This window comes from Methylosinus sp. H3A (genome assembly GCF_015709455.1).
Lineage (GTDB): Bacteria > Pseudomonadota > Alphaproteobacteria > Rhizobiales > Beijerinckiaceae > Methylosinus.
The window spans coordinates 1,147,629-1,168,649 of sequence record NZ_JADNQW010000005.1 but is presented as its reverse complement, the minus strand read 5'-3'; the positions used below and the strand labels follow the sequence as shown (position 1 = coordinate 1,168,649).

Annotated in this window: 28 protein-coding genes; 17 read left to right on the top strand and 11 right to left on the bottom strand. The window is 66.4% G+C overall.

Annotated elements, in window-relative coordinates:
• Window positions 1-56: 56 nt before the first annotated feature.
• Complete coding sequence (locus tag IY145_RS08585) at window positions 57-941, bottom strand: c-type cytochrome (RefSeq protein ID WP_312030567.1); 885 nt, start codon at window positions 939-941, stop codon at window positions 57-59.
• A gap of 101 nt (window positions 942-1,042) precedes the next feature.
• A complete protein-coding gene (locus IY145_RS08580) occupies window positions 1,043-1,531 on the bottom strand; it encodes a CDP-archaeol synthase (RefSeq protein ID WP_196407825.1) in 489 nt (162 codons plus the stop codon).
• 183 nt (window positions 1,532-1,714) lie between these two features.
• On the opposite strand from IY145_RS08580, the gene IY145_RS08575 reads away from it, so the two are divergent.
• The 4 genes from IY145_RS08575 to IY145_RS08560 all read left to right on the top strand — a co-directional run bounded on the left by IY145_RS08575 (window position 1,715) and on the right by IY145_RS08560 (window position 5,142).
• Window positions 1,715-1,915: a hypothetical protein gene (locus IY145_RS08575; RefSeq protein ID WP_196407824.1), complete on the top strand. Its 201-nt coding sequence runs from the start codon at window positions 1,715-1,717 to the stop codon at window positions 1,913-1,915.
• A 99-nt stretch (window positions 1,916-2,014) separates the two neighbouring features.
• Window positions 2,015-3,544, top strand: a complete 1,530-nt coding sequence (locus IY145_RS08570) for an FAD-dependent oxidoreductase (RefSeq protein ID WP_196407823.1) — start codon at window positions 2,015-2,017, stop codon at window positions 3,542-3,544.
• Between the two features lie 382 nt (window positions 3,545-3,926).
• Window positions 3,927-4,337, top strand: coding sequence for a MucR family transcriptional regulator (locus IY145_RS08565; protein WP_196407822.1), 411 nt, complete (start codon window positions 3,927-3,929; stop codon window positions 4,335-4,337).
• 226 nt (window positions 4,338-4,563) lie between these two features.
• Window positions 4,564-5,142: a L,D-transpeptidase gene (locus IY145_RS08560; RefSeq protein ID WP_409455299.1), complete on the top strand. Its 579-nt coding sequence runs from the start codon at window positions 4,564-4,566 to the stop codon at window positions 5,140-5,142.
• A 60-nt stretch (window positions 5,143-5,202) separates the two neighbouring features.
• On the opposite strand, the gene IY145_RS08555 is transcribed toward IY145_RS08560, so the two are convergent.
• Window positions 5,203-5,580 (bottom strand): gamma-butyrobetaine hydroxylase-like domain-containing protein, encoded by a 378-nt coding sequence (locus tag IY145_RS08555; protein ID WP_196407821.1) that lies wholly within the window; start codon window positions 5,578-5,580, stop codon window positions 5,203-5,205.
• 145 nt (window positions 5,581-5,725) lie between these two features.
• Here IY145_RS08555 and moaA point away from each other — a divergent pair, with 145 nt between their 5' ends.
• The 3 genes from moaA to IY145_RS08540 all read left to right on the top strand — a co-directional run bounded on the left by moaA (window position 5,726) and on the right by IY145_RS08540 (window position 8,568).
• A complete protein-coding gene (gene moaA / locus IY145_RS08550) occupies window positions 5,726-6,766 on the top strand; it encodes a GTP 3',8-cyclase MoaA (protein WP_196407820.1) in 1,041 nt (346 codons plus the stop codon).
• Window positions 6,763-7,530 (top strand): transporter substrate-binding domain-containing protein, encoded by a 768-nt coding sequence (locus IY145_RS08545; protein WP_196407819.1) that lies wholly within the window; start codon window positions 6,763-6,765, stop codon window positions 7,528-7,530. Before moaA ends, IY145_RS08545 begins: the two co-directional genes overlap by 4 nt.
• 162 nt (window positions 7,531-7,692) lie before the next feature.
• Complete coding sequence (locus tag IY145_RS08540) at window positions 7,693-8,568, top strand: NAD(P)-dependent oxidoreductase (RefSeq protein ID WP_196407818.1); 876 nt, start codon at window positions 7,693-7,695, stop codon at window positions 8,566-8,568.
• A gap of 37 nt (window positions 8,569-8,605) precedes the next feature.
• On the opposite strand, the gene IY145_RS08535 is transcribed toward IY145_RS08540, so the two are convergent.
• A complete protein-coding gene (locus IY145_RS08535) occupies window positions 8,606-9,034 on the bottom strand; it encodes a hypothetical protein (protein WP_196407817.1) in 429 nt (142 codons plus the stop codon).
• 242 nt (window positions 9,035-9,276) lie between these two features.
• On the opposite strand from IY145_RS08535, the gene IY145_RS08530 reads away from it, so the two are divergent.
• From IY145_RS08530 to IY145_RS08520, 3 genes are all read left to right on the top strand, one after another.
• A complete protein-coding gene (locus IY145_RS08530) occupies window positions 9,277-9,507 on the top strand; it encodes a hypothetical protein (RefSeq protein ID WP_196407816.1) in 231 nt (76 codons plus the stop codon).
• 94 nt (window positions 9,508-9,601) lie between these two features.
• Window positions 9,602-10,447 carry a DUF692 domain-containing protein gene (locus tag IY145_RS08525; protein WP_196407815.1) on the top strand — a complete coding sequence of 282 codons (846 nt, stop codon included), beginning with the start codon at window positions 9,602-9,604 and terminating at the stop codon, window positions 10,445-10,447.
• Entirely contained in the window at window positions 10,444-11,235 is a 792-nt protein-coding gene (locus tag IY145_RS08520) for a DNA-binding domain-containing protein (RefSeq protein ID WP_196407814.1), read from the top strand. Before IY145_RS08525 ends, IY145_RS08520 begins: the two co-directional genes overlap by 4 nt.
• 129 nt (window positions 11,236-11,364) lie before the next feature.
• On the opposite strand, the gene IY145_RS08515 is transcribed toward IY145_RS08520, so the two are convergent.
• Window positions 11,365-12,309: a 50S ribosomal protein L11 methyltransferase gene (locus tag IY145_RS08515; RefSeq protein WP_196410464.1), complete on the bottom strand. Its 945-nt coding sequence runs from the start codon at window positions 12,307-12,309 to the stop codon at window positions 11,365-11,367.
• A gap of 174 nt (window positions 12,310-12,483) precedes the next feature.
• Here IY145_RS08515 and IY145_RS08510 point away from each other — a divergent pair, with 174 nt between their 5' ends.
• Window positions 12,484-12,705, top strand: a complete 222-nt coding sequence (locus IY145_RS08510; RefSeq protein ID WP_196407813.1) for a ribbon-helix-helix protein, CopG family — start codon at window positions 12,484-12,486, stop codon at window positions 12,703-12,705.
• On the top strand, window positions 12,662-13,006 hold the full coding sequence (locus IY145_RS08505; RefSeq protein ID WP_196407812.1) for a VOC family protein: 345 nt from the start codon (window positions 12,662-12,664) through the stop codon (window positions 13,004-13,006). The genes IY145_RS08510 and IY145_RS08505 overlap by 44 nt, the downstream gene beginning before the upstream one ends.
• 42 nt (window positions 13,007-13,048) lie before the next feature.
• Here the strand turns inward: IY145_RS08505 and IY145_RS08500 are convergent, their stop codons facing one another.
• Window positions 13,049-13,288 carry a zinc ribbon domain-containing protein gene (locus IY145_RS08500; RefSeq protein ID WP_196407811.1) on the bottom strand — a complete coding sequence of 80 codons (240 nt, stop codon included), beginning with the start codon at window positions 13,286-13,288 and terminating at the stop codon, window positions 13,049-13,051.
• A gap of 170 nt (window positions 13,289-13,458) precedes the next feature.
• On the opposite strand from IY145_RS08500, the gene IY145_RS08495 reads away from it, so the two are divergent.
• Window positions 13,459-14,682, top strand: coding sequence for a GNAT family N-acetyltransferase (locus IY145_RS08495; protein ID WP_196407810.1), 1,224 nt, complete (start codon window positions 13,459-13,461; stop codon window positions 14,680-14,682).
• A 25-nt stretch (window positions 14,683-14,707) separates the two neighbouring features.
• Here the strand turns inward: IY145_RS08495 and IY145_RS08490 are convergent, their stop codons facing one another.
• Window positions 14,708-14,875, bottom strand: a complete 168-nt coding sequence (locus tag IY145_RS08490) for a hypothetical protein (RefSeq protein WP_196407809.1) — start codon at window positions 14,873-14,875, stop codon at window positions 14,708-14,710.
• A gap of 131 nt (window positions 14,876-15,006) precedes the next feature.
• Here IY145_RS08490 and IY145_RS08485 point away from each other — a divergent pair, with 131 nt between their 5' ends.
• The gene (locus IY145_RS08485; protein WP_196407808.1) at window positions 15,007-15,321 is read left to right on the top strand and encodes a hypothetical protein; all 315 of its coding nucleotides are present in this window, start codon (window positions 15,007-15,009) and stop codon (window positions 15,319-15,321) included.
• A gap of 63 nt (window positions 15,322-15,384) precedes the next feature.
• Here IY145_RS08485 and truA read toward each other — a convergent pair whose 3' ends face one another.
• Genes truA through def form a run of 3 tightly spaced genes read right to left on the bottom strand, consistent with a single transcriptional unit; the run spans window position 15,385 to window position 17,674 of the window.
• Window positions 15,385-16,188 (bottom strand): tRNA pseudouridine(38-40) synthase TruA, encoded by an 804-nt coding sequence (gene truA / locus IY145_RS08480; RefSeq protein WP_246721868.1) that lies wholly within the window; start codon window positions 16,186-16,188, stop codon window positions 15,385-15,387.
• A 2-nt stretch (window positions 16,189-16,190) separates the two neighbouring features.
• Window positions 16,191-17,120, bottom strand: a complete 930-nt coding sequence (gene fmt / locus IY145_RS08475; protein ID WP_196410462.1) for a methionyl-tRNA formyltransferase — start codon at window positions 17,118-17,120, stop codon at window positions 16,191-16,193.
• A gap of 8 nt (window positions 17,121-17,128) precedes the next feature.
• Entirely contained in the window at window positions 17,129-17,674 is a 546-nt protein-coding gene (gene def, locus IY145_RS08470; protein ID WP_196407807.1) for a peptide deformylase, read from the bottom strand.
• 302 nt (window positions 17,675-17,976) lie between these two features.
• Between def and IY145_RS08465 the strand changes: the two genes are divergently transcribed.
• From IY145_RS08465 to IY145_RS08455, 3 genes are all read left to right on the top strand, one after another.
• Window positions 17,977-18,537, top strand: a complete 561-nt coding sequence (locus tag IY145_RS08465; RefSeq protein ID WP_196407806.1) for a LemA family protein — start codon at window positions 17,977-17,979, stop codon at window positions 18,535-18,537.
• Between the two features lie 76 nt (window positions 18,538-18,613).
• Window positions 18,614-19,033 (top strand): endonuclease domain-containing protein, encoded by a 420-nt coding sequence (locus tag IY145_RS08460; RefSeq protein WP_210332641.1) that lies wholly within the window; start codon window positions 18,614-18,616, stop codon window positions 19,031-19,033.
• Window positions 19,034-19,037: 4 nt separating this feature from the next.
• Complete coding sequence (locus IY145_RS08455; protein ID WP_196407805.1) at window positions 19,038-20,153, top strand: M48 family metallopeptidase; 1,116 nt, start codon at window positions 19,038-19,040, stop codon at window positions 20,151-20,153.
• Here the strand turns inward: IY145_RS08455 and IY145_RS08450 are convergent.
• Window positions 20,150-21,016 carry an alpha/beta hydrolase gene (locus IY145_RS08450; RefSeq protein ID WP_196407804.1) on the bottom strand — a complete coding sequence of 289 codons (867 nt, stop codon included), beginning with the start codon at window positions 21,014-21,016 and terminating at the stop codon, window positions 20,150-20,152. The two genes, IY145_RS08455 and IY145_RS08450, sit on opposite strands and share 4 nt — an antisense overlap.
• Window positions 21,017-21,021 lie beyond the last annotated feature (5 nt).

Genomic DNA, 21,021 nt, shown 5'->3' with positions numbered 1-21,021 from the left:
CCTGGATTGCTTCGGCGCTAGGCTCAGAGTGGCGTTCTGATCGATCGGCAAGCGCTCTAGGGCCCCTCGCGCGGCGGGATCGTGCGCAGCCAGGCGATGAGCGCATCGGTATCCTCGCGCGACATTTTCGAGAAATGCGCCTTGGACAGATTGGCCATGGTGGGCTTCAGCGGATTGCCGTCGCGGCCGACGCCTCTGGTGATCGCGGCCTCGATTTCCGCATCGCTCCAGGCGCCGACGCCCGCCGTCCGATGCTGTGTGATATTGGCGCCGACAGCCGTTCCCGCCGGCGTGCGGAACAGCTTGCCGCCGGCGCCGAGCTTCTCCTTGTGATCGAGCGCGCCATTGGTTTCGCCGCTGTGGCATTCCATGCAGCGTGCCAGCGTCGCGATATAGAAGCCGCGCCGCAGCGGATCGGCGAGGTCTTTCTCCTCGAATGGCGTCTCGGCGCCGGGGAAGCTCGAGGCCTTCTGCTCGCCGTCACGGCGCTGGGCGGGCCGCGCGGCCTCGACGGGCGGCGCCGCGCGCAGAAAGCCGATGACCGCCGCGCGATCGCGCGCGGTCAATATGCGATAATATTCGGAGGGCATGGCCGGCGCGAGCCGCCCCTCGGGCCCGACGCCGGCGACGATCGCCGCGGTCAGAAGGTCGTCGCTCCAGGCCCCGACTCCCGTCGCCTCGTCGGAGGAGATATTCGGCCCGCGCACGCTGTAGTTCTCGCCCTTGAAGGTCTGCGAGCCGCCCGAAAAGCGCTTTTCCCGCTGATAGCCGTCGGGGCCGCGCGGCGTGTGGCAATTGTCGCAGGCGGTCAGCGCCTCGACGAGATAGCGGCCGCGATCGATATCCGCGGCGGCGGCCGGCGATGCGGCGGCGAGGCAGAGCGGCAGAATGGCGAGGATTTGGGCGCGACGGGCCCATGAGAAGGCGGCGGTGGCGGACACAGTCTATCCAATAGATCGAGAATCCTCCGCCAACATAGGCGGCGGCCCCGTGCGCTTCATTTCAAAAAAGTCTCGAATATTCGGCCGATTTGTCCCGGAGGTCAGAACGGGCGCTCGCGCACGCGAAGATCGAACATCAGCCGCGAGAGCGCCTGCGAGCCGAAAAAGAACAATGCGGTGACGATGACGATCTCCGCCGCGCCGAGCGCCGCAGGGGAGGCGATGGCGAGAAGCGGAACCAACGCTTCGGGAATCTGATCGAGGCCGGGCGCGCGGCTGCTCGTGGCGAGACCCAATCGCCGCTTGACGAAGCTCGAGAAGAGATCGCCCGCCATGGCGAAGGCTCCGAGCCGCGCGCCCAGCGAAAGCGGCAGCCCGACGAGCGGCGCGCAGAGGGCCGCGGCGAGGACGGCCAGAAGCAGCCCGCGCCAGGTCTTCGCCGCGCCGAAAAGCGGCCTTCCGTCGAGAAAGCGCGCGCCGCCGTCGACCGGACGGGCGAAGGCCGCGCCGAGGAGCCGCTTGCCGAGGATGGGCGCGCCATTGGCGACGATCAACAGAAACAGCAGTCGGAGAATCTGGGCTCCATCCATGACGTCGCATCCTCGTCTGTCACGTCAGCGCTCGTGGCTCCTCCTTCGCCATATAGAGGGCGCTCTCGCGGCGTCCGCTCTTTCGCGGTCACGGGCTCGAATATTCCACTAATTTTGTTGACTTATAGCGTGGCGCTCCTAGCATTCGCGCCGGATTCGCTCTGACCGCTCTCGAGGGACAGCATGACGAGCAATGTCGATTTCGTATTCGTCGATCAGATCGCCGTCGGGCTTCTCGTGACCGAGGGCGAATGCAAGAGATTCTGCGGCGCTTCGACGGCGCTGGCTCCGCTCGAAGGCGCCGTCTTCGCCGATCTCGCAGAGGCCGAGACGATCGTCGCGCGGCATTTGCGCGGCGCCCGCGAGCGCGGCTGCGCCGGATAGGTTTCGCGCGTCGCGACCTTGTCGGCGCAAGCCCGCCTATCTAAATGGCATGCGGCGCCCCCGCGCGGCGCGCGTTCGTGAATCCTTCGAGGCCGAATCATGGGCGAGGGCGCAACGGCGGCCGAGGGCCCCGATTTCTCGCTCGGCGTCACCGTCGCCGATTTGGCCGATGGCGGCGTCCTTGCTGGCCGCGTCGGCGCCGAGTCGGCGCTGCTCATTCGGCGAGGCGACGAATTCTTCCTGGTCGGAGCGGTCTGCACCCATTATCAGGGCCCGCTGGCGGACGGCCTCGTCGTCGCCGACACGATCCGCTGTCCCTGGCACCACGCCTGCTTCAGCCTGCGCGATGGGCGAGCGTTGCGGGCGCCTGCGCTCGATCCCATTCCCTGTTGGCGCACGCAGAAGCGCGGCGATCTTCTGTTCGCGACCGAAAAGATCGATCCGGACGACCGCGCCCGGGCGCAGGTTCCGCCGACGCTCGGACGCGTCGTCATCGTCGGCGGCGGCGCGGCAGGTCTCGTCGCCGCCCATGAGTTGAGGGAGGAAGGCTATTCCGGCTCGCTCATCATCGTCAGCGCCGACGACGCCGCGCCCTATGACCGGCCCAATCTGTCGAAGGATTATCTCGCCGGCTCGGCGCCCGAGGACTGGCTGCCGCTGCGTCCGCGCGACTATTACGAGCATCGGCGCATCGAGCTGCTGCTCGGAACGCGCGTGCGCGCGATCGATCCGCGCGCCCGCCTCGTGTCCCTCGCGCAGGGCGAGCCGCTGCGCTATGACGCGCTTCTGCTCGCCACGGGCGCCGAGCCGGTTCGGCCCCCCATTCCAGGCGCAGAGCTGCCGCATGTCCATTATCTGCGCAGCCTCGCCGACAGCCGCGCGATCATCGCGGCGGCCGCGCGCGCATCCCGCGTCGCGGTGATCGGGGCGAGCTTCATCGGCCTCGAGGCGGCGGCCGCGCTGCGCGAGCGCGGGCTCGATGTGCATGTCGTCGCGCCGGATGCGACGCCCATGCAGAAGACGCTCGGCGAAGACATTGGACGACTCGTGCGCGCGGAGCATGAAGCGCATGGGGTCGTCTTCCATCTCGGCGAGAGCGTCGCCTCGATCGGCGAGGATCATGTCGCGCTCGCGAGCGGAACCGAGATCGGCGCCGATCTCGTCGTCGTCGGCGTCGGCGTTCGCCCGGTCGCGACGCTCGCCGAGGAGGCCGGTCTCGCGATGGATGGCGGCGTGCTCGTCGACGAATATCTCGAAACCAGCGCGGCCGGGGTCTTCGCCGCCGGCGACATCGCCCGCTGGCCGGATCGCCGCAGCGGCGAGCGGATCAGGATCGAGCATTTCGTCACGGCCGAGCGCCAAGCCCAAACCGCGGCGCGCAACATGCTCGGCGCGAAGGAGCGTTTCGAAGCGCCGCCCTTCTTCTGGAGCCGGCATTACGACATGACGATTTCTTATGTCGGGCACGCCCGCGCCTGGGATCGCATCGAAATCGCCGGCAGCCTCGAAAGAAAAGATTGCGTCGTGACTTATTTCTGCCGAGATCGCAGAATGGCGGTGGCGACGATCGGCCGTGATCTGGACAATCTACGCGCCGAAGTGGAGTTCGAAGAGTCGACTGGCGGTTGAGAGAGCATAATTTGCGCGCAGACGCTGCGCTCGACTTCGCCGCGAGACATGAATTGGGTCCGCTCTTCTGCCGAAAAGCCGCCGGTTCCTTTCATGTCGCGCAGGGATCCGCATGGCCCAAGTCAAACGCGGATGTCGGTCGCCGCTCGATTTCGGCCCGTAGTTCTACGTAGCAGTCGCGGCAAATATTTATGCCCAGATTTAGTGGAACTTCGTTACGATTTAGTTGCGGGGGGTAGAGCATTGATGTATACCCGACAATGTCTTTGCGGTCGATACGGCGCAGACTTGCTCGCCCCCGAGTATGCCGAGCTCCGCCCCTTCGGCCGCGCCGCCCCGTAAGGAATTCCGGCGCCGAAACGAGAAAGTGAAGAGTGAAGAGATGACATCGACGAACAACATCGAACTCGCGGCAGACATCGTTTCCGCCTATGTGAGCAATAATTCGGTCCCGGCCGGCGATCTCCCGGGTCTCATCAACGAAGTCTATGGCGCGCTGATGCGTGTCGGCTCCGGCGTGGTCGCCGAGCCGATCGAAGCGCCCAAGCCCGCTATTTCGGTGCGCAAGTCTGTCACCAACGACTTCATCATCTGCCTGGAAGACGGCAAGAAGTTCAAGTCGCTCAAGCGCCATCTGCGCACGCAATACGGCCTCTCGCCGGAAGAATATCGCGAGAAATGGGGTCTTGCGGCCGACTATCCGATGGTCGCCCCCAATTACGCCAAGGCGCGCTCCACGCTCGCCAAGCAAATGGGCCTCGGCCAACAGCGCCGCCGCCGCGGAGGCCGCTGACCCTCGACGACGAAGGCGCGCCGCGAGGTTGGCGCGCCCATAGGCCGCCAGCCGCGTCGCGGCCGCTTCGTCGCGCCGATTCTTTATAAGATCAATTCCGCGCGCTTTCGCCTCGAGCGAGAGCGTGCGAAGAAACGACGCCGGATCGAACTCCGGCCTCGCAACGCGGTCGCTCCGGCGGCCGCGGCCGCTCGATTGTTGTCACTGAGGCGAATGGGGGAAGCTCATGCGGCGTATCGCAGTTGCTCTGTGCATTTTATTCATGGGTTGCTCGGCCGGGTCTGCATACGAAACAGGGGCCTTGGCCGGATTGTTCGATTTGAGTCCGCGTGGACAGCCGGCCGACGTCCGGCCGCAGGCGACGGCCGTCGCCCGCGAGATCGTGTCCTATCCCGGCGGCTATTCGCCGGGGACCATCGTCGTTTCGACCAATGAACGGCGTCTCTATTATGTTCTCGGCAATAATCAGGCGATCCGCTATGGCGTCGGCGTCGGCCGTCCGGGCTTCGAATGGACCGGCACGCGCGTCGTCTCCAGCAAGCGCGAATGGCCGGCTTGGACGCCGCCGGCGCAAATGCTGCGCCGTCGCCCCGATCTGCCGCGCCACATGCAGGGCGGGCTCACCAATCCGCTCGGCGCGCGCGCCATGTATCTCGGCGGCTCGCTCTACCGCATCCACGGCTCCAACGAGCCCGAGACCATCGGCCAGGCCGTTTCCTCCGGCTGCATCCGCATGACCAATGAGGATGTCGTCGATCTCTATGAGCGCGTGCGCGTGGGCGCACGGGTCATCGTGACGCGCTGATCCTTCGATTCACCCAAAAAACGCGCGCCGAGCGCCCGAAACGGGCTCGGCGCGCTTTTTTTATCGTTCTCCGGGGGAATCGCGATTCAGGCCCTTCTCGGCGAGCTCGCCCAGATAGGCGTTGAAATCCGTCTCGCCGCCGACGCCGAGCTCGTGGAGATAGGGCCAGGTGTAGATGCCGGTGTTGTGCAGATCGTCGAAATCGAGCCGCACGGCGTAATGGCCGACCGGCGCCACCCCGATTATGGCCACATTGCGCTTGCCGCCCACCGTCTTGCGCTCTTCCGGCGAATGGCCCTGCACCTCGGCCGAGGGACTGCGCACCCTCAAATGCTCGGCCGAAAGATCAAAGCTCGCCCCATTCTCGAAGCTCACCCTGAGCTTGCGCCCCTCGTCCATGAGGCGTATCTCGCTCGGCCAAATATCCGTGTCGGCCATTTTCCTCTCTCCCATTCCGCTCGTCGCCCGTCCGCCCCTCTCGGCTCGTCACTCGGGGCTTCACGCGCGGCCTTTCCGTCAATATATAGGCTGAACCCTCTCGGGGCCCTATACGCCGGACGGGGCGCCGCAAACGGTCGACTGTATGAATCCGCATCCGAAAATCGCCTATGATCCGACGGCCCCAGCGCCGCTCCTCGACCCGTTCGGACGGGCCATTTCCTATCTGCGCGTCTCGGTGACGGATCGTTGCGATTTCCGCTGCGTCTACTGCATGTCCGAGCACATGCAATTTTTGCCCCGCCGCGATCTGCTGACGCTGGAGGAGCTCGATCGGCTCTGCACGGCCTTCGTCGAGCGCGGCACGCGCAAGCTGCGCATCACCGGCGGCGAGCCCTTGATGCGGCGCGACATTCTCTCCCTGTTCGAGCGCCTCTCCCGCCATCTCGTCTCCGGGCGGCTCGACGAGCTGACGCTGACCACCAATGGCTCGCAGCTTGAGCGCTTCGCGCAGGCGCTGGCCGATTGCGGCGTCAAGCGCGTCAATGTCTCGCTCGATACGCTCGATGCGGAGCGTTTCCGACAATTGACGCGCACGGGCGACCATGAACGCGTGCTCGCGGGCGTGGGAGCGGCGCTGCGCGCCGGCCTCGACGTGAAGCTCAACGCCGTGGCGCTGAAGGGCGTGAACGAGGACGAGTTCGTCGCGCTAACGCGCTTTGCCCATGAGCGCGGCATGGACATGACCTTCATCGAGGTGATGCCGCTCGGCGAGATCGACGGCGGCGAGCGCGTCGATCAATATATCCCGCTCAGCCAAGTGCGCGAGCGGCTCGCCGAGCGCTTCACGCTCCAAGAGATCGACTATCGCAGCGGCGGTCCGGCCCGCTACATGCGCGTCGCCGAGACGGGCGGACGGGTCGGCTTCATCACGCCGCTCTCGCATAATTTCTGCGAATCCTGCAATCGGGTGCGCGTGACATGCACCGGCACGCTGTTCATGTGCCTCGGCCAGGAGGACGCGGCCGATCTGCGCGCGCCGATGCGCGCCGACGCCAGCGACGCCTCGCTCCATGCGGCCATAGACGAGGCGATCGCCCGCAAGCCCAAGGGGCATGATTTCATCATCGACCGCGCCTCCCGGGCGCCGGCGGTCGCGCGGCATATGAGCACGACCGGGGGATGATGCGGCGCCTCGCCTTCGCTGCGGCGGCGTTCGCCCTCCTTATCGCGCCGGCCGCAGCCGAGCCCATGCGCCTGCGCATCGCCAGCGAAGGCGCGCGCCCGCCCTTCAACTATCTCGACGCAAATAATCAGCTCGCCGGTTTCGAGATCGAGCTGACGCGCGAAATCTGCCGGCGGATCGACGCCGACTGCGTTTTCGTCACCCAGGATTGGGAGAGTCTCGTCTCCGGGCTCGAGAACCGGCAATATAACGTCGTCGTCTCGGCCATGGAGATCAACGAGGATCGTCTGCGCAAAATCGACTTCTCCAAGCCTTACGCGCATACGCCGTCCGCGCTGATCGCGCAGCGGCAGTCGGCGCTCGCCAGCGCGGAGCCGAAGGCGCTGCAGGGCGCGCGCATCGGCGTCGTCGCCGATGGGCCGCAGCAGGCCTATGTGGAGGACAAATTCAAGGAGAGCGAGGTCCAGCGCTACGCCACGCTGGAAGCCGCCATGCTCGATCTCGCCGAAGGGCGCGTCGACGTCGTCGCGGAGGAGAAGCTCGCCGCCGTCGATTTTCTGCGCGAGCGCAAGGAAGGGCGCTGCTGCCGCATCGTCGCCGATCTGCCGCAGGACGCGGCCTATTTCGGCGCCGGCTTCGGCTATGGCCTGCGCAAGGGCGACGCCGCGCTGAAGCGCGCGATCGACGCGGCGCTCGAGGCGATCGTCGCCGATGGAAGCTATCGAACGATCCGCGCCAAATATTTCGATTTCGACATACGCTAGCGTTTCCAGCCGAAGTGGACGCCGGTTCGGCGTTGGAAACGCGTCAAAATAAAAGTTAGAGTCTTTCCGTGTTTCGATGAAACACGGAAAGACTCTAGCGGCGGGCGGCCGGCCCCGGCCTTGCTTTCCCCGCCGAGCGATTCACCCGCAGAGGACCGAGTTATGACCGATCTCAATGTCGCCTTCATCGGATTGGGCGTGATGGGCTATCCGATGGCCGGCCATCTCGTCGCGCGCGGGGGACATAAGGTCGTCGTCTATAATCGCACCGCCGAAAAGGCCGCGCGTTTCGCCGCGCAATTCGGCGCGAAGACGGCGCCGACGCCCCGCCTCGCCGCCGAGGGCGCGGACTTCGTCTTCTCCTGCGTCGGCAATGACGACGATCTGCGCCAAGTGACGATCGGCGAGGACGGCGCCTTCCATTCGCTGAAGCCGGGCGCCGTGTTCGTCGACCACACCACCGCCTCGGCGGAGGTCGCGCGCGACCTCCATGCGCGCGCCAAGGCGGGAGGCTTCGGCTTTCTCGACGCGCCCGTCTCCGGCGGCCAATCGGGCGCCGAGAATGGCGCGCTGACGGTGATGTGCGGCGGCGACGCCGCGGATTTCGCGCGCGTCGAGCCGGTCATCGCGGCTTATGCGCGCGCCTGCCGGCTGATGGGGCCCTCCGGCGCCGGCCAACTCACCAAAATGGTCAATCAGATCTGCATCGCCGGCCTCGTCCAGGGCCTCGCCGAGGCGTTGGATTTCGCCACCCGCGCCGGGCTCGACGCTGCGGCGGTCGTCGATCTCATCAAGAATGGCGCGGCGCAGTCCTGGCAGATGGAGAACCGCCACAAGACCATGCTCGCCGGCGAATTCGAGTTCGGCTTCGCCGTCGAATGGATGCGCAAGGATCTCGGCATCTGCTTCGCCGAGGCGCGTCGCAATGGCGCGAGCCTGCCCGTCGCAGCGCTCGTCGATCAGTTCTATGCGGAAGTGGAGGGCATGGGAGGCCGACGCTGGGACACGTCGAGCCTCATCGCCCGGCTGCGTGATTAGAGCGTTCAGATCGCTCTACACTTCGGCTGGAAACGATCTAGCGCAGCAGCAAATAACCGCGGCGCTCGAGGCAGGCGCTGACGACGAGAATATAGTCCTGCATCGCCTGCTCCGCCGTCGCGGCGCCTTGTCCGGCCGCTGCCGAGCCGACCGCCTCGGCAGCGCTGCCGCCCGCCCACAGGCCCTGCGCCGCGCCCCAGCCCGGCGCCGGCACGTAGCGGGCGATATTGCCGGCTGTCGCCAGCGCGGCGCCGCCCGCCGCCTGGCTCGCGCCGGCGCGCGCCGCGCGCTCCTGCGGCAGAGCGCGATTGCGGCAGAAGGCGAGATCCTTGGCGTATTTCCCTTCCTTGAAGCCGCGGGCGTCGCGGTCGACGAGCGGCTCGTAGAGAGGCTCCTCCTGCGCGCGGGGCTGCGACGGCGAGGAGAGCAGCGCCGTAAAGCCGCAGGCCAAGGCTGCGCCGATCAAAATGAATTTTCTACCATGCGGCACAAATCTCCTCGCACGCTTATTTCTCCGTCTCCGCCGGGCGGCGAAACGGAGAATGGAAAGCTGCGGCTGAGCTGTCAACCACGCTCGCAACGGCGGGCGGGGCGGAAAGGAGGCGCCCTTTCAAATCATTCGGCGAGTGTTATGGTCGCGGCGGGCCTGGGGAGGCCCGGGTCGCGCTTTTCGCCTGCGGGCGGAGGGCGGAAATGGGAGAAGAAAATATGAAGTCCAAGATCGTTTCGGGCTCGACCATCGCCGCGGCGGCGATCGCGCTGGCGCTCGCTGGCGGCGTTTCGACGCAGGCCTCCGCCAAGCATTCCAAACATGTCTGCAATATGGAAAAAGGCCAGTGCGGCGGTAAGACGAAGTGCATGTCCAAAAAGGGCGTCTGCAAGCACAATAAGGGACACAAGGCCTCCTGCAGCGCCAAGGGCTCCTGCGCCGGCCGCTGAGATCGAAACCGTCGATCGCGCCGATCTCGACGCGATCGATCTCGCGGCGGCAATAGCGGGGGACGACGCGAAGGGACATTGGGAGCTCGACACGATGACCAGACCCGCCCCGCTCGGACACGGCCTCGGCCTGAGGCCGATCTATTACGACGAAATTCTCTCGACGCGCCCGGCCGTCGACTGGTTCGAGATCATCTCGGAGAATTACATGACCGGCGGCGGCCGGCCCGCAGCCATGCTGGAGCGCGTGCGCGCCGATTATCCGATCGTGATGCATGGCGTCGCCATGTCGCTCGCCTCGACCGATCCGCTGGATTTCGACTATCTGCGCGAATTGAAGGCGCTCGCCGAGCGCATAGAGCCCGCCTGGGTCTCCGACCATCTCGCCTGGACCGGCGTGCATGGCGTCACGCTGCATGATCTTCTGCCCATTCCCTATACGCAGGAGGCGCTCGCCCATGTCGCCGAGCGCGTGATGCGCGTGCAGGATTTCCTCGGCCGCAGGCTCGTCGTCGAGAATGCTTCCACTTATGTCGCTTTTCGCGAATCCGAGATGAGCGAATGGACCTTCGTCGACGAGCTCGCGCGCCGCGCCGACTGCCTGCTGCTGCTCGACGTCAATAATGTCTTCGTCTCCGGCTTCAATCACGGTTTCGATCCGAACGAATTCGTCGACGCGATCGATCCGGAGCGCGTGGCGCAATTCCATATGGCCGGCCATACCGACAATGGCACGCATCGCATCGACACGCATGATCAGCCGGTCTGCGACGAAGTCTGGACGCTCTATGAGCGCGCGCGGCGACGCTTCGGCGCGGTCTCGACGATGATCGAGCGCGACGATAATTTTCCATCCTTCGACGAATTGCTCGCAGAGCTCGGCCATATGCGTGAGATCGCCGCGCGCATAGACGCCGAAAGCGCGCGGAGCGCGGCATGAGGCTCGCCGAGCTGCAGGCGATGTTCCAGACCGGAGTGCTCGCCGGCGCGGAGGACGGCGCGCGCATTCTCGATTCGGTCAAGAACTCGGCCCAGGCCGATCGCACCACTCTCTTCGGCGTCTATGTGAACGCCTATCGCGCGCGGCTCGCCGAATTTCTGGCGGCGGATTTCCCCGCGCTGCGCGCGCTCATCGGCGAGGAGGCGTTCGATGCGCTCGCCGACGCCTATATCGGCGCGCAGCCATCGCGCGAGCGCAACGCCCGCTGGTACACGACGCGGCTTCCCGATTTTCTGCGCGAGAGCGCCGAGTGGCGCGACAATGCGCGAGTGATCGACCTCGCTTCGTTCGAGCGCGCGCTCACCGACGCTTTCGACGCGCCGGACGCCGAGCCGCTGGCGATCGACACGCTCGCCGCTTTCTCACCCGACCAATGGCCGCGCCTTTCCTTCGCCTTTCATCCGAGCCTCATTCTGCTGGAGCTGGAGGCCGGCACGATCGCGACGCATGAGGCGGCAATGGAGCAACAGGAGCTTCCTGCGCGCGGAGAAGGCCGGGGCCATGTCGCAGTATGGCGCGCCGATCTCGACTCCGTGCATTGCGAATTGGAGGCGGACGAATTTCTGGCTCTGTCGCTGGCGATGGAGGGCCATGCCTTCGGCGATATCTGCCAAATGGCGGCGTTTCGCGATTTGGAGGACGCCTCGCCGGAACGCCTCGCGCAAATGCTCGCCGGCTGGTTTCAGGAAGAGCTGGTGGTGGCGGCGGAGGTTCACGAGGAGGAGTGAGCGCGTCTTCTCGGTCGGGCGACCCAGGCTCCGTTCCCCGTTGCGCGTGCGAACCTTCGATGAAGCGCCGAATCCGCCCTCGCCTGCGAAGCGGGGGAGGGGGTCGAGCGCCCCGCTCGATGCGTCGCTTCACTCTTCGTCGTCGTCGAGCAAACGCCAATCCGGCCGCGCGGCGGCCCCGCCGCTGCGCAGCAGCAGCGTCGCCCAGCCGTCTATGTCGCGGCGCTTCGCCAGCGCGAAACCCTGCGCGCGATAGGCCGAGAGCACGCCCGCCACATCGCGCGCCAGCAGGCCTGAGAGCACGAGCTCGGCCCCCGGCGCGGCGACCGCGGCGATCTTGGGCGCGAGCAGGCGCAAAGGCTTGGCGAGAATATTGGCGAAGATCAGATCATATTGCGCCGGCGCCAGCGCCGGATGGCGCACGCCCACGGCGACGACCGGGCGCACCAAATCGCCGACGCCGTTGAAGCGAGCGTTCACGCCGGCCGTCTCCACCGCCACAGGGTCGATATCGCCGCAGGCGATCGGTTGCCGCAGCAGCCGCGCGGCGGCGATGGCGAGCACGCCCGTGCCGGTTCCCACATCGAGCACATTTTGCGGGCGCCGCTGCTTGCAGATTTCGGCGAGCGTCAGCAGGCAACCGAGCGTGGTGCCGTGATGGCCGGTGCCGAAGGCGAGCGCCGCCTCGATCTCTATGCCTATGTCGCTCGCGCCCACACGGCTGCGGTCGTGCGAGCCATGGACGAGGAAGCGCCCGGCGCGCACGGGCTGCAGCCCCTCGAGCGAGGCGCCGACCCAATCCTTCTGCGAAATTTCAAAAAAGCGCGCCGCGGCGGCGGCTTCGGCGCCCGCCGCGGCCTCGATCAGCGCGCGAATCTGCGCCTCGTCCGGCGGATCGCCGAAATAGACCTCGACGGCCCAGCTTTTCTCGTCCGGCTCCTCGAAAGCCGTGGCCGCGGTCTCGGCGGGATCGAAGGTCTCGACGATGAGATCGGCGATGGCGCGCGCGGTTTTTTCGTCGGAGACGAGGCGCAAGCCGTGGCTCGCGCCATTGGGGGGAAGTCCTTCCAGCATAGGCGCGCTTAGCACGCCCGCGCCGCGCCGTCACCCGGCGCGCGCGTCTCCTCGTCGAGATGGGGCGGCGATTGGCCGAGCCCGCCCAAGTTAGTTACGCGGCGAAGGTCGAGCGCGACTTTGGTCTGTTTGCATCCGCTTGACCAGAGCTAGTATAATAGTATGCTAGCAATCATGGCGGATGACGAGGTCAAGCAGTTCAACGTGTATTTGCCGCTCGGGCTGATCCGACGGGTCAAGCACCATGCCGTCGAGACGGAGCAATCCCTCTCGGCGTTGGTCGCCGCCGCGCTGCGCGCCTATCTCGATGCGCGCGAGCAGGCCTCACAATCATCGAAAGAGGAGAGCCGTGATGACGACCAGGGGCGTCGAAGCCATCTTTCTGACCACACATAATTGGGGCAAGGCGGCAAAATTCTTCCAATCTCTCGGCTTCACTTTGGAGTTCGAGACGGATCACAACTCCGGCCAGCTTCGCAACGGAGCCGGCCCCTATCTTTTCATCGCCGAAATTCCCGAGAGCGAAGCGCCGCAGGCGCGCATGGTTCTGACCGTCGCCGACGAGGAGGCGTTTCACCTCGACCCGTCGGTCGACGTCGTCGCGCCCTTCGAGGACACGCATTGGGGAACGCGGGAAATGACCGTCCGCGATCCCGATGGGCGGATTTGGAGCTTGCAGGCGCCCGCCAAAGGCTGAGATCGGCGAGACGCCATGCGCGAAGCGGCCGAAGGCGCTCTCTCAGCCCTTCGGCTTGGCTTGAATTTCCTGCTTGCTGAAATTGGAGAGCTCGCCCTCCGCAGCGGCCGCCTTGCGCCAGGATTTGGCGATGGCCGGATATTTGATCTCGACGCAGATCTTGGCGACTCGCTGCTGCAATTTCTCGCTGCCGCAGGACGGGCAGACCGGCGTGTCCGAACCGCGGACCAGCAGTTCGCACTCCGCATGACAATCTTCGCATTCATAGGAGTAGAGCGGCATACTGTTCCTCTCGTCCATTCCTCTCGTCGGCGGGCCGCCCAGGCGGCGCCTAAATTTAAAGCAATAACTGTACCGACGGCGCGACCCTCGCCGCGTCCCCGGCGAAAAAACCGATTGGAACGCCTTTCGCTACGCATAGAGTGTGCAGCTCTCTCCAAAACCCGGGCGCCATGTCTTCCGATCATTCGACGTCCTCCACTCGTCTGACGGCCCGTTTCATCCCCTCGCTCGAGCAGATCGACGCGGCGGCCTGGGACGCGCTCGCCAATCCGCGCGGCCTCTCGGCCGAGGAGGCCGGCGGCGAGCGCTTCAATCCCTTCATTTCCAGCGTCTTCCTGCTGGCGCTCGAGCGCTCGAAATCGGTCGGCGCGCGCACCGGCTGGACGCCGCTCTATACGATTCTGGAGAACGCCGAGGGCAGGCTCGTCGCCGCCGCGCCCTCTTATGTGAAGACGCACAGCATGGGCGAATATGTCTTCGATTTCGGCTGGGCGCAGGCCTATGAGAACGCCGGCGGGCGCTATTACCCCAAGGTGCAGGTCGCGGTTCCCTTCACCCCGGCGACGGGGCGGCGGCTGCTCGTCGCCCGCGACGCGCCGGAGGGTGCGCTGCCGGGGCTGGTTCATGCGCTGCGCGCGTTGCGCCAGGCGGCGGAAGCCTCCTCAATCCATGTCACCTTCGCGACAGAGGGGGAGGTCGGGGCGCTGGCGGCCGAGGGGTTCGCCCCTCGCCTCGGCGAGCAGTTCCATTTCTTCAACGAGAACTATCGCGATTTCGACGCTTTCCTCGCCGCGCTCTCCTCGCGCAAGCGCAAGACGATCAAGCGCGAGCGCCGCGACGCGCTGGGCGACGATCTCTCGATCGATCTCCTGACCGGGGCGGATATAAAATCCGCGCATTGGGACAAATTCTTCGCCTTCTACATGGATACGGGCGAGCGCAAATGGGGTCGGCCCTATCTCACGCGCGACTTTTTCGACCGGATCGGCGAGACGATGGCCGAGCGCATTCTTCTGATCATGGCGCGGCGCGGCGGCGACTATATCGCCGGGGCGATCAATTTTCTGGGCGACGACGCCATCTACGGCCGCAATTGGGGCGCTCTGGAGGAGCGGCCCTTCCTGCATTTCGAGGTCTGCTATTATCAGGCGATCGAATACGCCATCCGCCATGGATACAAGCGCGTCGAGGCCGGCGCCCAGGGCGAGCACAAGCTCGCGCGCGGCTATCGGCCCGTCGCCACCCATTCGGCGCATGATTTCGCCGATCCGCGCCTGCGGACCGCAGTGGTCGAATTTCTGTCGCGCGAGACAGTCGCGGTCGACGAATCCATCGCCGATTACGAGGCGAGCCTGCCCTTCCGCCGCGAGGAGTCCGGCGGGGACGGTCGATGACGCTTTCGCGCGGCGCGAGGGGGGATCACTGTGAATCTGGCGGGGGCCGCTTCTCGGGCTCGGCATGGCTCCCATTCTCGCGCGGCGTCTGCGCGCTCGCCTTGCGCCGGCGCAGATTGGCTCTGAGCGCGGCCCCCAGCGCCGCGGCGTTCTTCTTGGCCGGGGCGGGGGTCTTCTTGCCGTTTTCGGTCATTTCGGGGCTCTGATCGGCGACGCCGTCATGCGGCTCTGGTCAGGAGAGGGGGCTAGGCGGCACAAAATTTGCTGCCACTTCGCGCGGCCGCGGGTGGCCGCGAGTTCAATCCAGCACGAGTGGCGACGACGATGCAAACGACTTTCATCAGAAATACCGACGATGGCCGCAAAGTCGAAGTCGTTGGTCCTTATGTCTGCGTCGACGGCAAGCCGGTCGCCGACTCGGTCGTCGAGGTCAAGGACCACCCCAATCGCTTTGCGATTCTGCACACGCTTCCCAACGCCGCCTTCATGGCCGGCCCGGTCGTTCTGACCGCCGAGGAGGCCTCGGTCGTGCGTGGCGCGCTGCTGATGGCCAAGCCCTCGCCGACCGATCCGGTCGCCATCAACGAGCAGCTCCGCCACGCGGTCAACGCGCGCAACCGCGAGTCCGGCATCGAGTAATCGCTTCGAATCACGGGCGCAGGCCCCCTCCCTCACTATGCGTGAGAGGGGGCTTCGCAACGCTCAATAATCGACGGCGACGAGATAGAGCCCATGCGGCGGGGCGACCTGCCCGCAGCGGGTTCGGTCCTTCGCCTCGAGCGCGGCGCGCAGATCGTCGACGCTCCATCTGCCGGAGCCGACATGCTCCAGCGAGCCGGCGAGCGAACGCACCTGATTATGCAGGAAAGAGCGCGCGCAGGTGACGATTTCTATGATGTCGCCCATGCGGCGCACATCGAGCCGCTCCAACGTCCGCACCGGCGAGTTGGCCTGACATTCCGTCGAGCGAAAGGTCGTGAAGTCGTGGCGTCCGACGAGCGCCTGCGCGGCTTCGTGCATGGCCTCCGCATCGATGCGGCGCTTCACATGCCAGGCGCGGCCGCGCTGCAGCGTCAGCGGCGCGCGGCGATTGTCGATCACATAGCGATAATGCCGGCGGATCGCCGAGAAGCGCGCCTCGAAAGTTTGCGCGACTCTGCGCGTCTCCAGCACGGCGATCGGGTCCGGCCGCAAATGGGCGTTGAGCGCGTCGCGCAGCCGATCCTCGCGCCATTCGCGCGTAAAATCGACATGGCCGACCTGTCCCAGCGCATGCACGCCTGCGTCGGTGCGCCCGGCCCCATGCACGACGCGCCGCTCGCCATGCTCCAGCGCCGCGACCGCCTCCTCGAGCCGTTGCTGCACGGAGGCGCCATTCGCCTGCCGCTGCCAGCCGACGAAGGGCGAGCCGTCATATTCGATGGTCAGCGCATAGCGGTAGGCAGCGCGCCCTTCGCCCTCCCCTTCAGGGGGAGGTGGGGGGACGGCCTCGAATGTGGTCGCCATCGTTATGTCGCCAAAGTCATGCCGGGGGCGAGTGGGCGGCCGCGCAAAAAATCGGCGATTCCCATGGGCGCCTTGCCGCCGCGCTGCACCTCGACGAGCCTGAGCGCTCCCTCGCCGCAGGCGACGAGGCCCTTGTCGTCGAGCGCCGCGCCGGGCGCGCCTTCGCCTTTCTCGAGCCTCGTGCGCAGCACTTTCACGCGCTCGCGCCCATGGCCGAGATCGCTCTCGAAAAAGGCGCCGGGAAAGGGCGAGAGGCCGCGCACGAGATCGTGAATCTCGCGCGCCGGGCGCCGCCAATCGATGCGGCTCTCGCTCTTGTCGATCTTCTGCGCATAGGTGACGCCCGCCTCCGCCTGCGGCGTGAAGGCGAGCGCGCCGGCCGCAAGATCGCGTAGCGATTTCGTCATCAGCTCGGCGCCCGCGGCGGCGAGCGCGTCGTGCAGCTCGCCTGTCGTCATATCCTCGCCGATCGCAACGCGCGCGGTCGCGGCGACGGGGCCGGTGTCGAGCCCGGCCTCCATTTTCATCACCATCACGCCGGTCTCGGCGTCGCCGGCCATGACGGCGCGCTGGATCGGCGCCGCGCCGCGCCAGCGCGGCAGCAGCGAGCCATGCAGATTGAGGCAGCCGAAACGCGGCGCGTCCAACGCAGCCTGCGGCAGAATGAGCCCATAGGCCGCGACCACCGCCACATCGGCGCCGAGCTCGGCGAAAGCGCGGATCGTCTCCTCGCTCTTGAAGCTCTTGGGCGTGAAGACGGGGATCGACAGTTTCTCGGCCAGTCGATGCACGGGCGAGAGCTTCAGCTCCATGCCGCGGCCGGCCGGCGCCGGCGCGCGCGTGTAGACCGCCACGACCTCGTGACCCTCAGCGACGATTTTCTCGAGCAGCGGCGCGGCGAAATCGGGCGTGCCCATGAAGACGACGCGCATGCTTTCGATCACGCCTCGACCTTATCCGCGACGGGGGCGGCCGGGGCGGCGCGGGCGGCGGCCTTGGCGAATTTCTTCACCACGCGGTCGCGCTTCAGCCGCGAGAGATGGTCGATGAACAGCCCGCCCTCGAGATGGTCGATCTCGTGCTGGAGCACAGTGGCGAGCAATCCGTCGGCCTCGATCTCCTGCGTGGCGCCGGTGCGGTCGAGATAGCGCACGCGCACGCGCGCCGGGCGCTGCACATCCTCGAAATAATCGGGAACGGAGAGACAGCCCTCCTGATAGACGAAGAGCTCCTCGGAGACCCAGACGATCTGAGGATTGATGACGAACAACGGATTCTTCGGCTCGTCGCCGCGCGTGGCGTCGGCGACGACGATGCGCTTGGGAACCGCGATCTGGATCGCCGCGAGGCCGACGCCGGGGGCCTCGTACATGGTCTCGAGCATATCGTCGAGGAGCTGCTGGAGCTCGCCGTCGAAGGTCGTGACGGGCTCGGAGACGAGCCGCAGCCGCGGGTCGGGCAGGGTGATGATGGGACGAATGGCCATTTGCTTGCTTTCGCGCCTGGACTTTCTGGCGGTCTCGACCGTCGAGATAGGGATGCGCCCGGTCTCCGTCAAATGGACGCCGGCGCGGCTTTAGCGCAGATTATATTCCGCTTCCGCGCGCAATGTAAGAGATCGGGAGCCGCGACAGGACGGTCTGCCGAAGCTTTCCGCACCCCGGGGAGGGCCCATGCTTCCTCGCAGGCGGGGCTGTGCGCCGGCGCACTTTCGCGCGTCGTGAAAGCCGGCTACGACTTCGGCCGTCCGCCGCTGGCGCGCGACGCGAAAAATCGTGGAGCCCGATCATGACCGCTCTCATCTCTCTCGGCGTATTGGTTCTCGCCGTCCTCTGGCTCGTCGGCTCCTACAATGGCCTGGTGACGCTACGGCAGCGCTGCCGCCAGGCGTTCTCGGACATAGATGTCCAGCTCAAGCAGCGCCATGACCTCATTCCCAATCTGGTGGAGACGGTGAAGGGCTACGCCGCCCATGAGCGCGGCACGCTCGAGGACGTCGTCGCCGCCCGCAACAAAGCTGTGGCCGCGCAGGGCCCGCAGGCGCAGGGCGCCGCCGAGAGCGCGCTCAATGGCGTGCTCGGCCGGCTGTTCGCCCTCGCCGAGAATTATCCGGATTTGAAGGCTAATCAGAACTTCCAGCAGCTGCAGAGCGAGCTCTCCGACGTGGAGAACAAGATCGCGGCGTCGCGGCGCTTCTTCAACAACGCCTCGGCCGAATACAACGCCGCCCGCGAGAGCGTTCCCGCCGCCTTTTATGCGGCGTCTTTCGGCTTCTCGCCGCAGGAGTTCTTCAATCTCGAGGAGGGCGAGCGCAAAGCCGTCCAGGAGACTCCCAAGGTGCAGTTCTAAAAAGGGAAGTTTCCCCCTTCTCCCCTCGCGGGAGAAGGTGGCCCCGCGCAGCGGGGTCGGATGAGGGGGCGCCGCGATGACAATCCCCAAAGAGTTGATGCTGCGCCTCGCCCGCGAGCAGCGCGCCACTGCGGTAAACGCCGAGGCGATGATGTGGCGGGCCCTGCGTGGACGCCGTCTCGGCGGTTTCAAATTCCGCCGACAGGTTCCGATCGGTCGCTACATCGCCGATTTTGTTTGTTTCGAAGCGAGGCTGATCGTGGAGATCGATGGGCCGTCCCACGACGCCGATTTGCAGCAGAAGCGGGATGCCTCCCGCGATCAATGGCTCGAGCAGCAAGGCTTCCGCATCATGCGCCTCTCGAATGATCTCGTGATCGGCTCGCCTGAATTGGCGACGCAGCGCGTCGCGCGAGCGTTGCGAGATTGCGCGGCTTCCCCTCATCCGGTCGGCTCCGCCGACCACCTTCTCCCGCAAGAGGAGAAGGGAGAATAGCCCCATGTTTCACGCCTATGGCCTCTACACCCATATTCAGGCGAACCGGCTGCGCTCGCTGCTGCTGCTCGCGGGCTTCGTCGTCCTGCTGCTGGCGCTGATGTTCGCTGTCGCGCTTCTCTATGAGGCGTCGCAGGATGGAACGCTGCCGCAGATCATGGCGCGCGCGCTGCGTGATCTCGAGCATGGCTGGCCGATCGCCTTTGGCGCGGCCGGGCTGTGGTTCGTGATCGCCTATTTCTTCCATCAAAAGCTTATCGACGCCGCCACCGGCGCCGGCGACGTGACGCGCGAGGACGCGCCGCGCCTCTATAATCTCCTCGAGAATCTTTGCATCTCGCGCGGCATTCCCATGCCCTCGCTGAAGATCATCGAGGATGGCGCGCTCAACGCCTATGCCTCCGGCGTGAGGGAAGGCCATTACGCCGTCACCGTCACGCGCGGTCTCATGGAGACGCTGGACGACGCAGAGATCGAGGCCGTGCTCGGCCATGAGCTGACCCACATCCGTAATCGCGACGTTCAGCTCATGGTGGTCGCCGCCATTTTCGTGGGGATTTTCGCTTTCGTCGGCGATCTCGTGTTCCGCAATTGGGGCGGCTTTCGCTTTTCGTCCAAGCGCGCGACCGAGGAGGGGCGCGATCGTGGCGTGGCGAGCGGCGCGGGCCTCGCCATCGTCATCGCTCTCGCGATCATCGCGCTGAGCTGGGGGCTCTCTGTGCTGATCCGCTTCGCTATCTCGCGCTCGCGCGAGCTTCTCGCCGACGCCGGCTCGGTGGAGCTCACCAAAAATCCCGACGCGATGATCTCGGCGCTGCGCAAGATCGAGACGTATGCGACGATGCCGGACATGCCTTCGCGCATGGGCGCCTTTTTCATCGAGAGCCCGGCGCGCAAGGCGCGTGCGCTATTCTCGACGCATCCTTCCGTCGATGATCGCGTCGCCGCGCTGGTGCGCTATGCGGGCGGCCGCGACATGCCGAAGCTGGAGCCGCCGCCGGCACCGATCGAGGACCATGGGCCGTGGGAGGCCGCGCCGGCTCCGACGCAAGCGCCCGGCTTTCTGCCGAGCGACGGCCGCAGCCCGCTCGATCCGCCCTCGCATGGGCCGTGGGGTTAGCCTGTCGCGTAGCGGGCGAAAAACTCGCTCGCCTCGCGCAGCGATCGGCGCGCCTCGGGCATGAAGGCGGCGCCCAATTGCCAGCCATGCGGCACGACTGGGAAAATCGTCAATTCGACGGCTGTTCCCGCCGCCATGGCGCGCTCCGCGAGGCGGCGCGAATCGTCGAGCAGCAGCTCATCCTCGCCCACATGGATCAGAAGCGGCGGCAGGCCGGAGAGATCGCCGAGCAGCGGCGAGGCCTCGGGATCGCGAACGCTCGCCTCGCCGAGATATTGCCGCGCGGCGAGCCGCAGCGCGCGCCGCGTGAAGATCGGGTCCTTCCCCTCATTGGCGCGCGCCGAGGCGCCGCTGGCGGAAAGATCGGTCCAGGGCGAGAATAGCGCCGCGGCGCGCGGGAGCGGCAGGCCGCGCGCGCGCAGCCGCAGCATCAGCGACAGGGCGAGGCCGCCGCCGGCCGAATCTCCGGCGATCACCAGCGGCCTGCGCGCGGCGAGACCTTCATAGGCGGCCGCAACATCGTCGAGCGCGGCGGGAAATCGGTGTTCCGGCGCCAGCCGATAGGCGGGGGTGAAAACGTCGAAGCCGGCCTTTGCGAAATAGCGCGCGGTCGAACGGTAGAGGCGCGGCGCGCCGGCCATGAAGGCGCCGCCATGCAGATAGAGCAGCGTCGCTTCGGCCGATCGCGCCCTGATCCACTCGCCGGGAATCTCGGGGTCGGCCTCGGCGGCGCCGGCCGGCGGCCAGGGCCAGCGCAGATTCAGCGCCCGCGCCGCCGCCTCGGCGCCCGCCTCGCCATTGACGCGCGGGCGCACATAGCGGCGCAGGGAGGCGCGCGAAAGACGCGCCGAAAGGCTCGCCATGGCGC

Coding starts and splice junctions, on each gene's coding strand:
- IY145_RS08565 (WP_196407822.1), top strand. CDS start 3,927: ATGACATCGACGAACAACATCGAACTCGCGGCAGACATCGTTTCCGCC.
- def (WP_196407807.1), bottom strand. CDS start 17,674: ATGGCCATTCGTCCCATCATCACCCTGCCCGACCCGCGGCTGCGGCTC.
- IY145_RS08545 (WP_196407819.1), top strand. CDS start 6,763: ATGATGCGGCGCCTCGCCTTCGCTGCGGCGGCGTTCGCCCTCCTTATC.
- IY145_RS08580 (WP_196407825.1), bottom strand. CDS start 1,531: ATGGATGGAGCCCAGATTCTCCGACTGCTGTTTCTGTTGATCGTCGCC.
- IY145_RS08495 (WP_196407810.1), top strand. CDS start 13,459: ATGTCTTCCGATCATTCGACGTCCTCCACTCGTCTGACGGCCCGTTTC.
- moaA (WP_196407820.1), top strand. CDS start 5,726: ATGAATCCGCATCCGAAAATCGCCTATGATCCGACGGCCCCAGCGCCG.
- IY145_RS08460 (WP_210332641.1), top strand. CDS start 18,614: ATGACAATCCCCAAAGAGTTGATGCTGCGCCTCGCCCGCGAGCAGCGC.
- IY145_RS08515 (WP_196410464.1), bottom strand. CDS start 12,309: ATGCTGGAAGGACTTCCCCCCAATGGCGCGAGCCACGGCTTGCGCCTC.
- fmt (WP_196410462.1), bottom strand. CDS start 17,120: ATGCGCGTCGTCTTCATGGGCACGCCCGATTTCGCCGCGCCGCTGCTC.
- IY145_RS08450 (WP_196407804.1), bottom strand. CDS start 21,016: ATGGCGAGCCTTTCGGCGCGTCTTTCGCGCGCCTCCCTGCGCCGCTAT.
- IY145_RS08455 (WP_196407805.1), top strand. CDS start 19,038: ATGTTTCACGCCTATGGCCTCTACACCCATATTCAGGCGAACCGGCTG.
- IY145_RS08485 (WP_196407808.1), top strand. CDS start 15,007: ATGCAAACGACTTTCATCAGAAATACCGACGATGGCCGCAAAGTCGAA.
- IY145_RS08560 (WP_409455299.1), top strand. CDS start 4,564: ATGCGGCGTATCGCAGTTGCTCTGTGCATTTTATTCATGGGTTGCTCG.
- IY145_RS08490 (WP_196407809.1), bottom strand. CDS start 14,875: ATGACCGAAAACGGCAAGAAGACCCCCGCCCCGGCCAAGAAGAACGCC.
- IY145_RS08500 (WP_196407811.1), bottom strand. CDS start 13,288: ATGCCGCTCTACTCCTATGAATGCGAAGATTGTCATGCGGAGTGCGAA.
- IY145_RS08575 (WP_196407824.1), top strand. CDS start 1,715: ATGACGAGCAATGTCGATTTCGTATTCGTCGATCAGATCGCCGTCGGG.
- IY145_RS08520 (WP_196407814.1), top strand. CDS start 10,444: ATGAGGCTCGCCGAGCTGCAGGCGATGTTCCAGACCGGAGTGCTCGCC.
- truA (WP_246721868.1), bottom strand. CDS start 16,188: ATGGCGACCACATTCGAGGCCGTCCCCCCACCTCCCCCTGAAGGGGAG.
- IY145_RS08570 (WP_196407823.1), top strand. CDS start 2,015: ATGGGCGAGGGCGCAACGGCGGCCGAGGGCCCCGATTTCTCGCTCGGC.
- IY145_RS08530 (WP_196407816.1), top strand. CDS start 9,277: ATGAAGTCCAAGATCGTTTCGGGCTCGACCATCGCCGCGGCGGCGATC.
- IY145_RS08505 (WP_196407812.1), top strand. CDS start 12,662: ATGACGACCAGGGGCGTCGAAGCCATCTTTCTGACCACACATAATTGG.
- IY145_RS08465 (WP_196407806.1), top strand. CDS start 17,977: ATGACCGCTCTCATCTCTCTCGGCGTATTGGTTCTCGCCGTCCTCTGG.
- IY145_RS08510 (WP_196407813.1), top strand. CDS start 12,484: ATGGCGGATGACGAGGTCAAGCAGTTCAACGTGTATTTGCCGCTCGGG.
- IY145_RS08525 (WP_196407815.1), top strand. CDS start 9,602: ATGACCAGACCCGCCCCGCTCGGACACGGCCTCGGCCTGAGGCCGATC.
- IY145_RS08555 (WP_196407821.1), bottom strand. CDS start 5,580: ATGGCCGACACGGATATTTGGCCGAGCGAGATACGCCTCATGGACGAG.
- IY145_RS08540 (WP_196407818.1), top strand. CDS start 7,693: ATGACCGATCTCAATGTCGCCTTCATCGGATTGGGCGTGATGGGCTAT.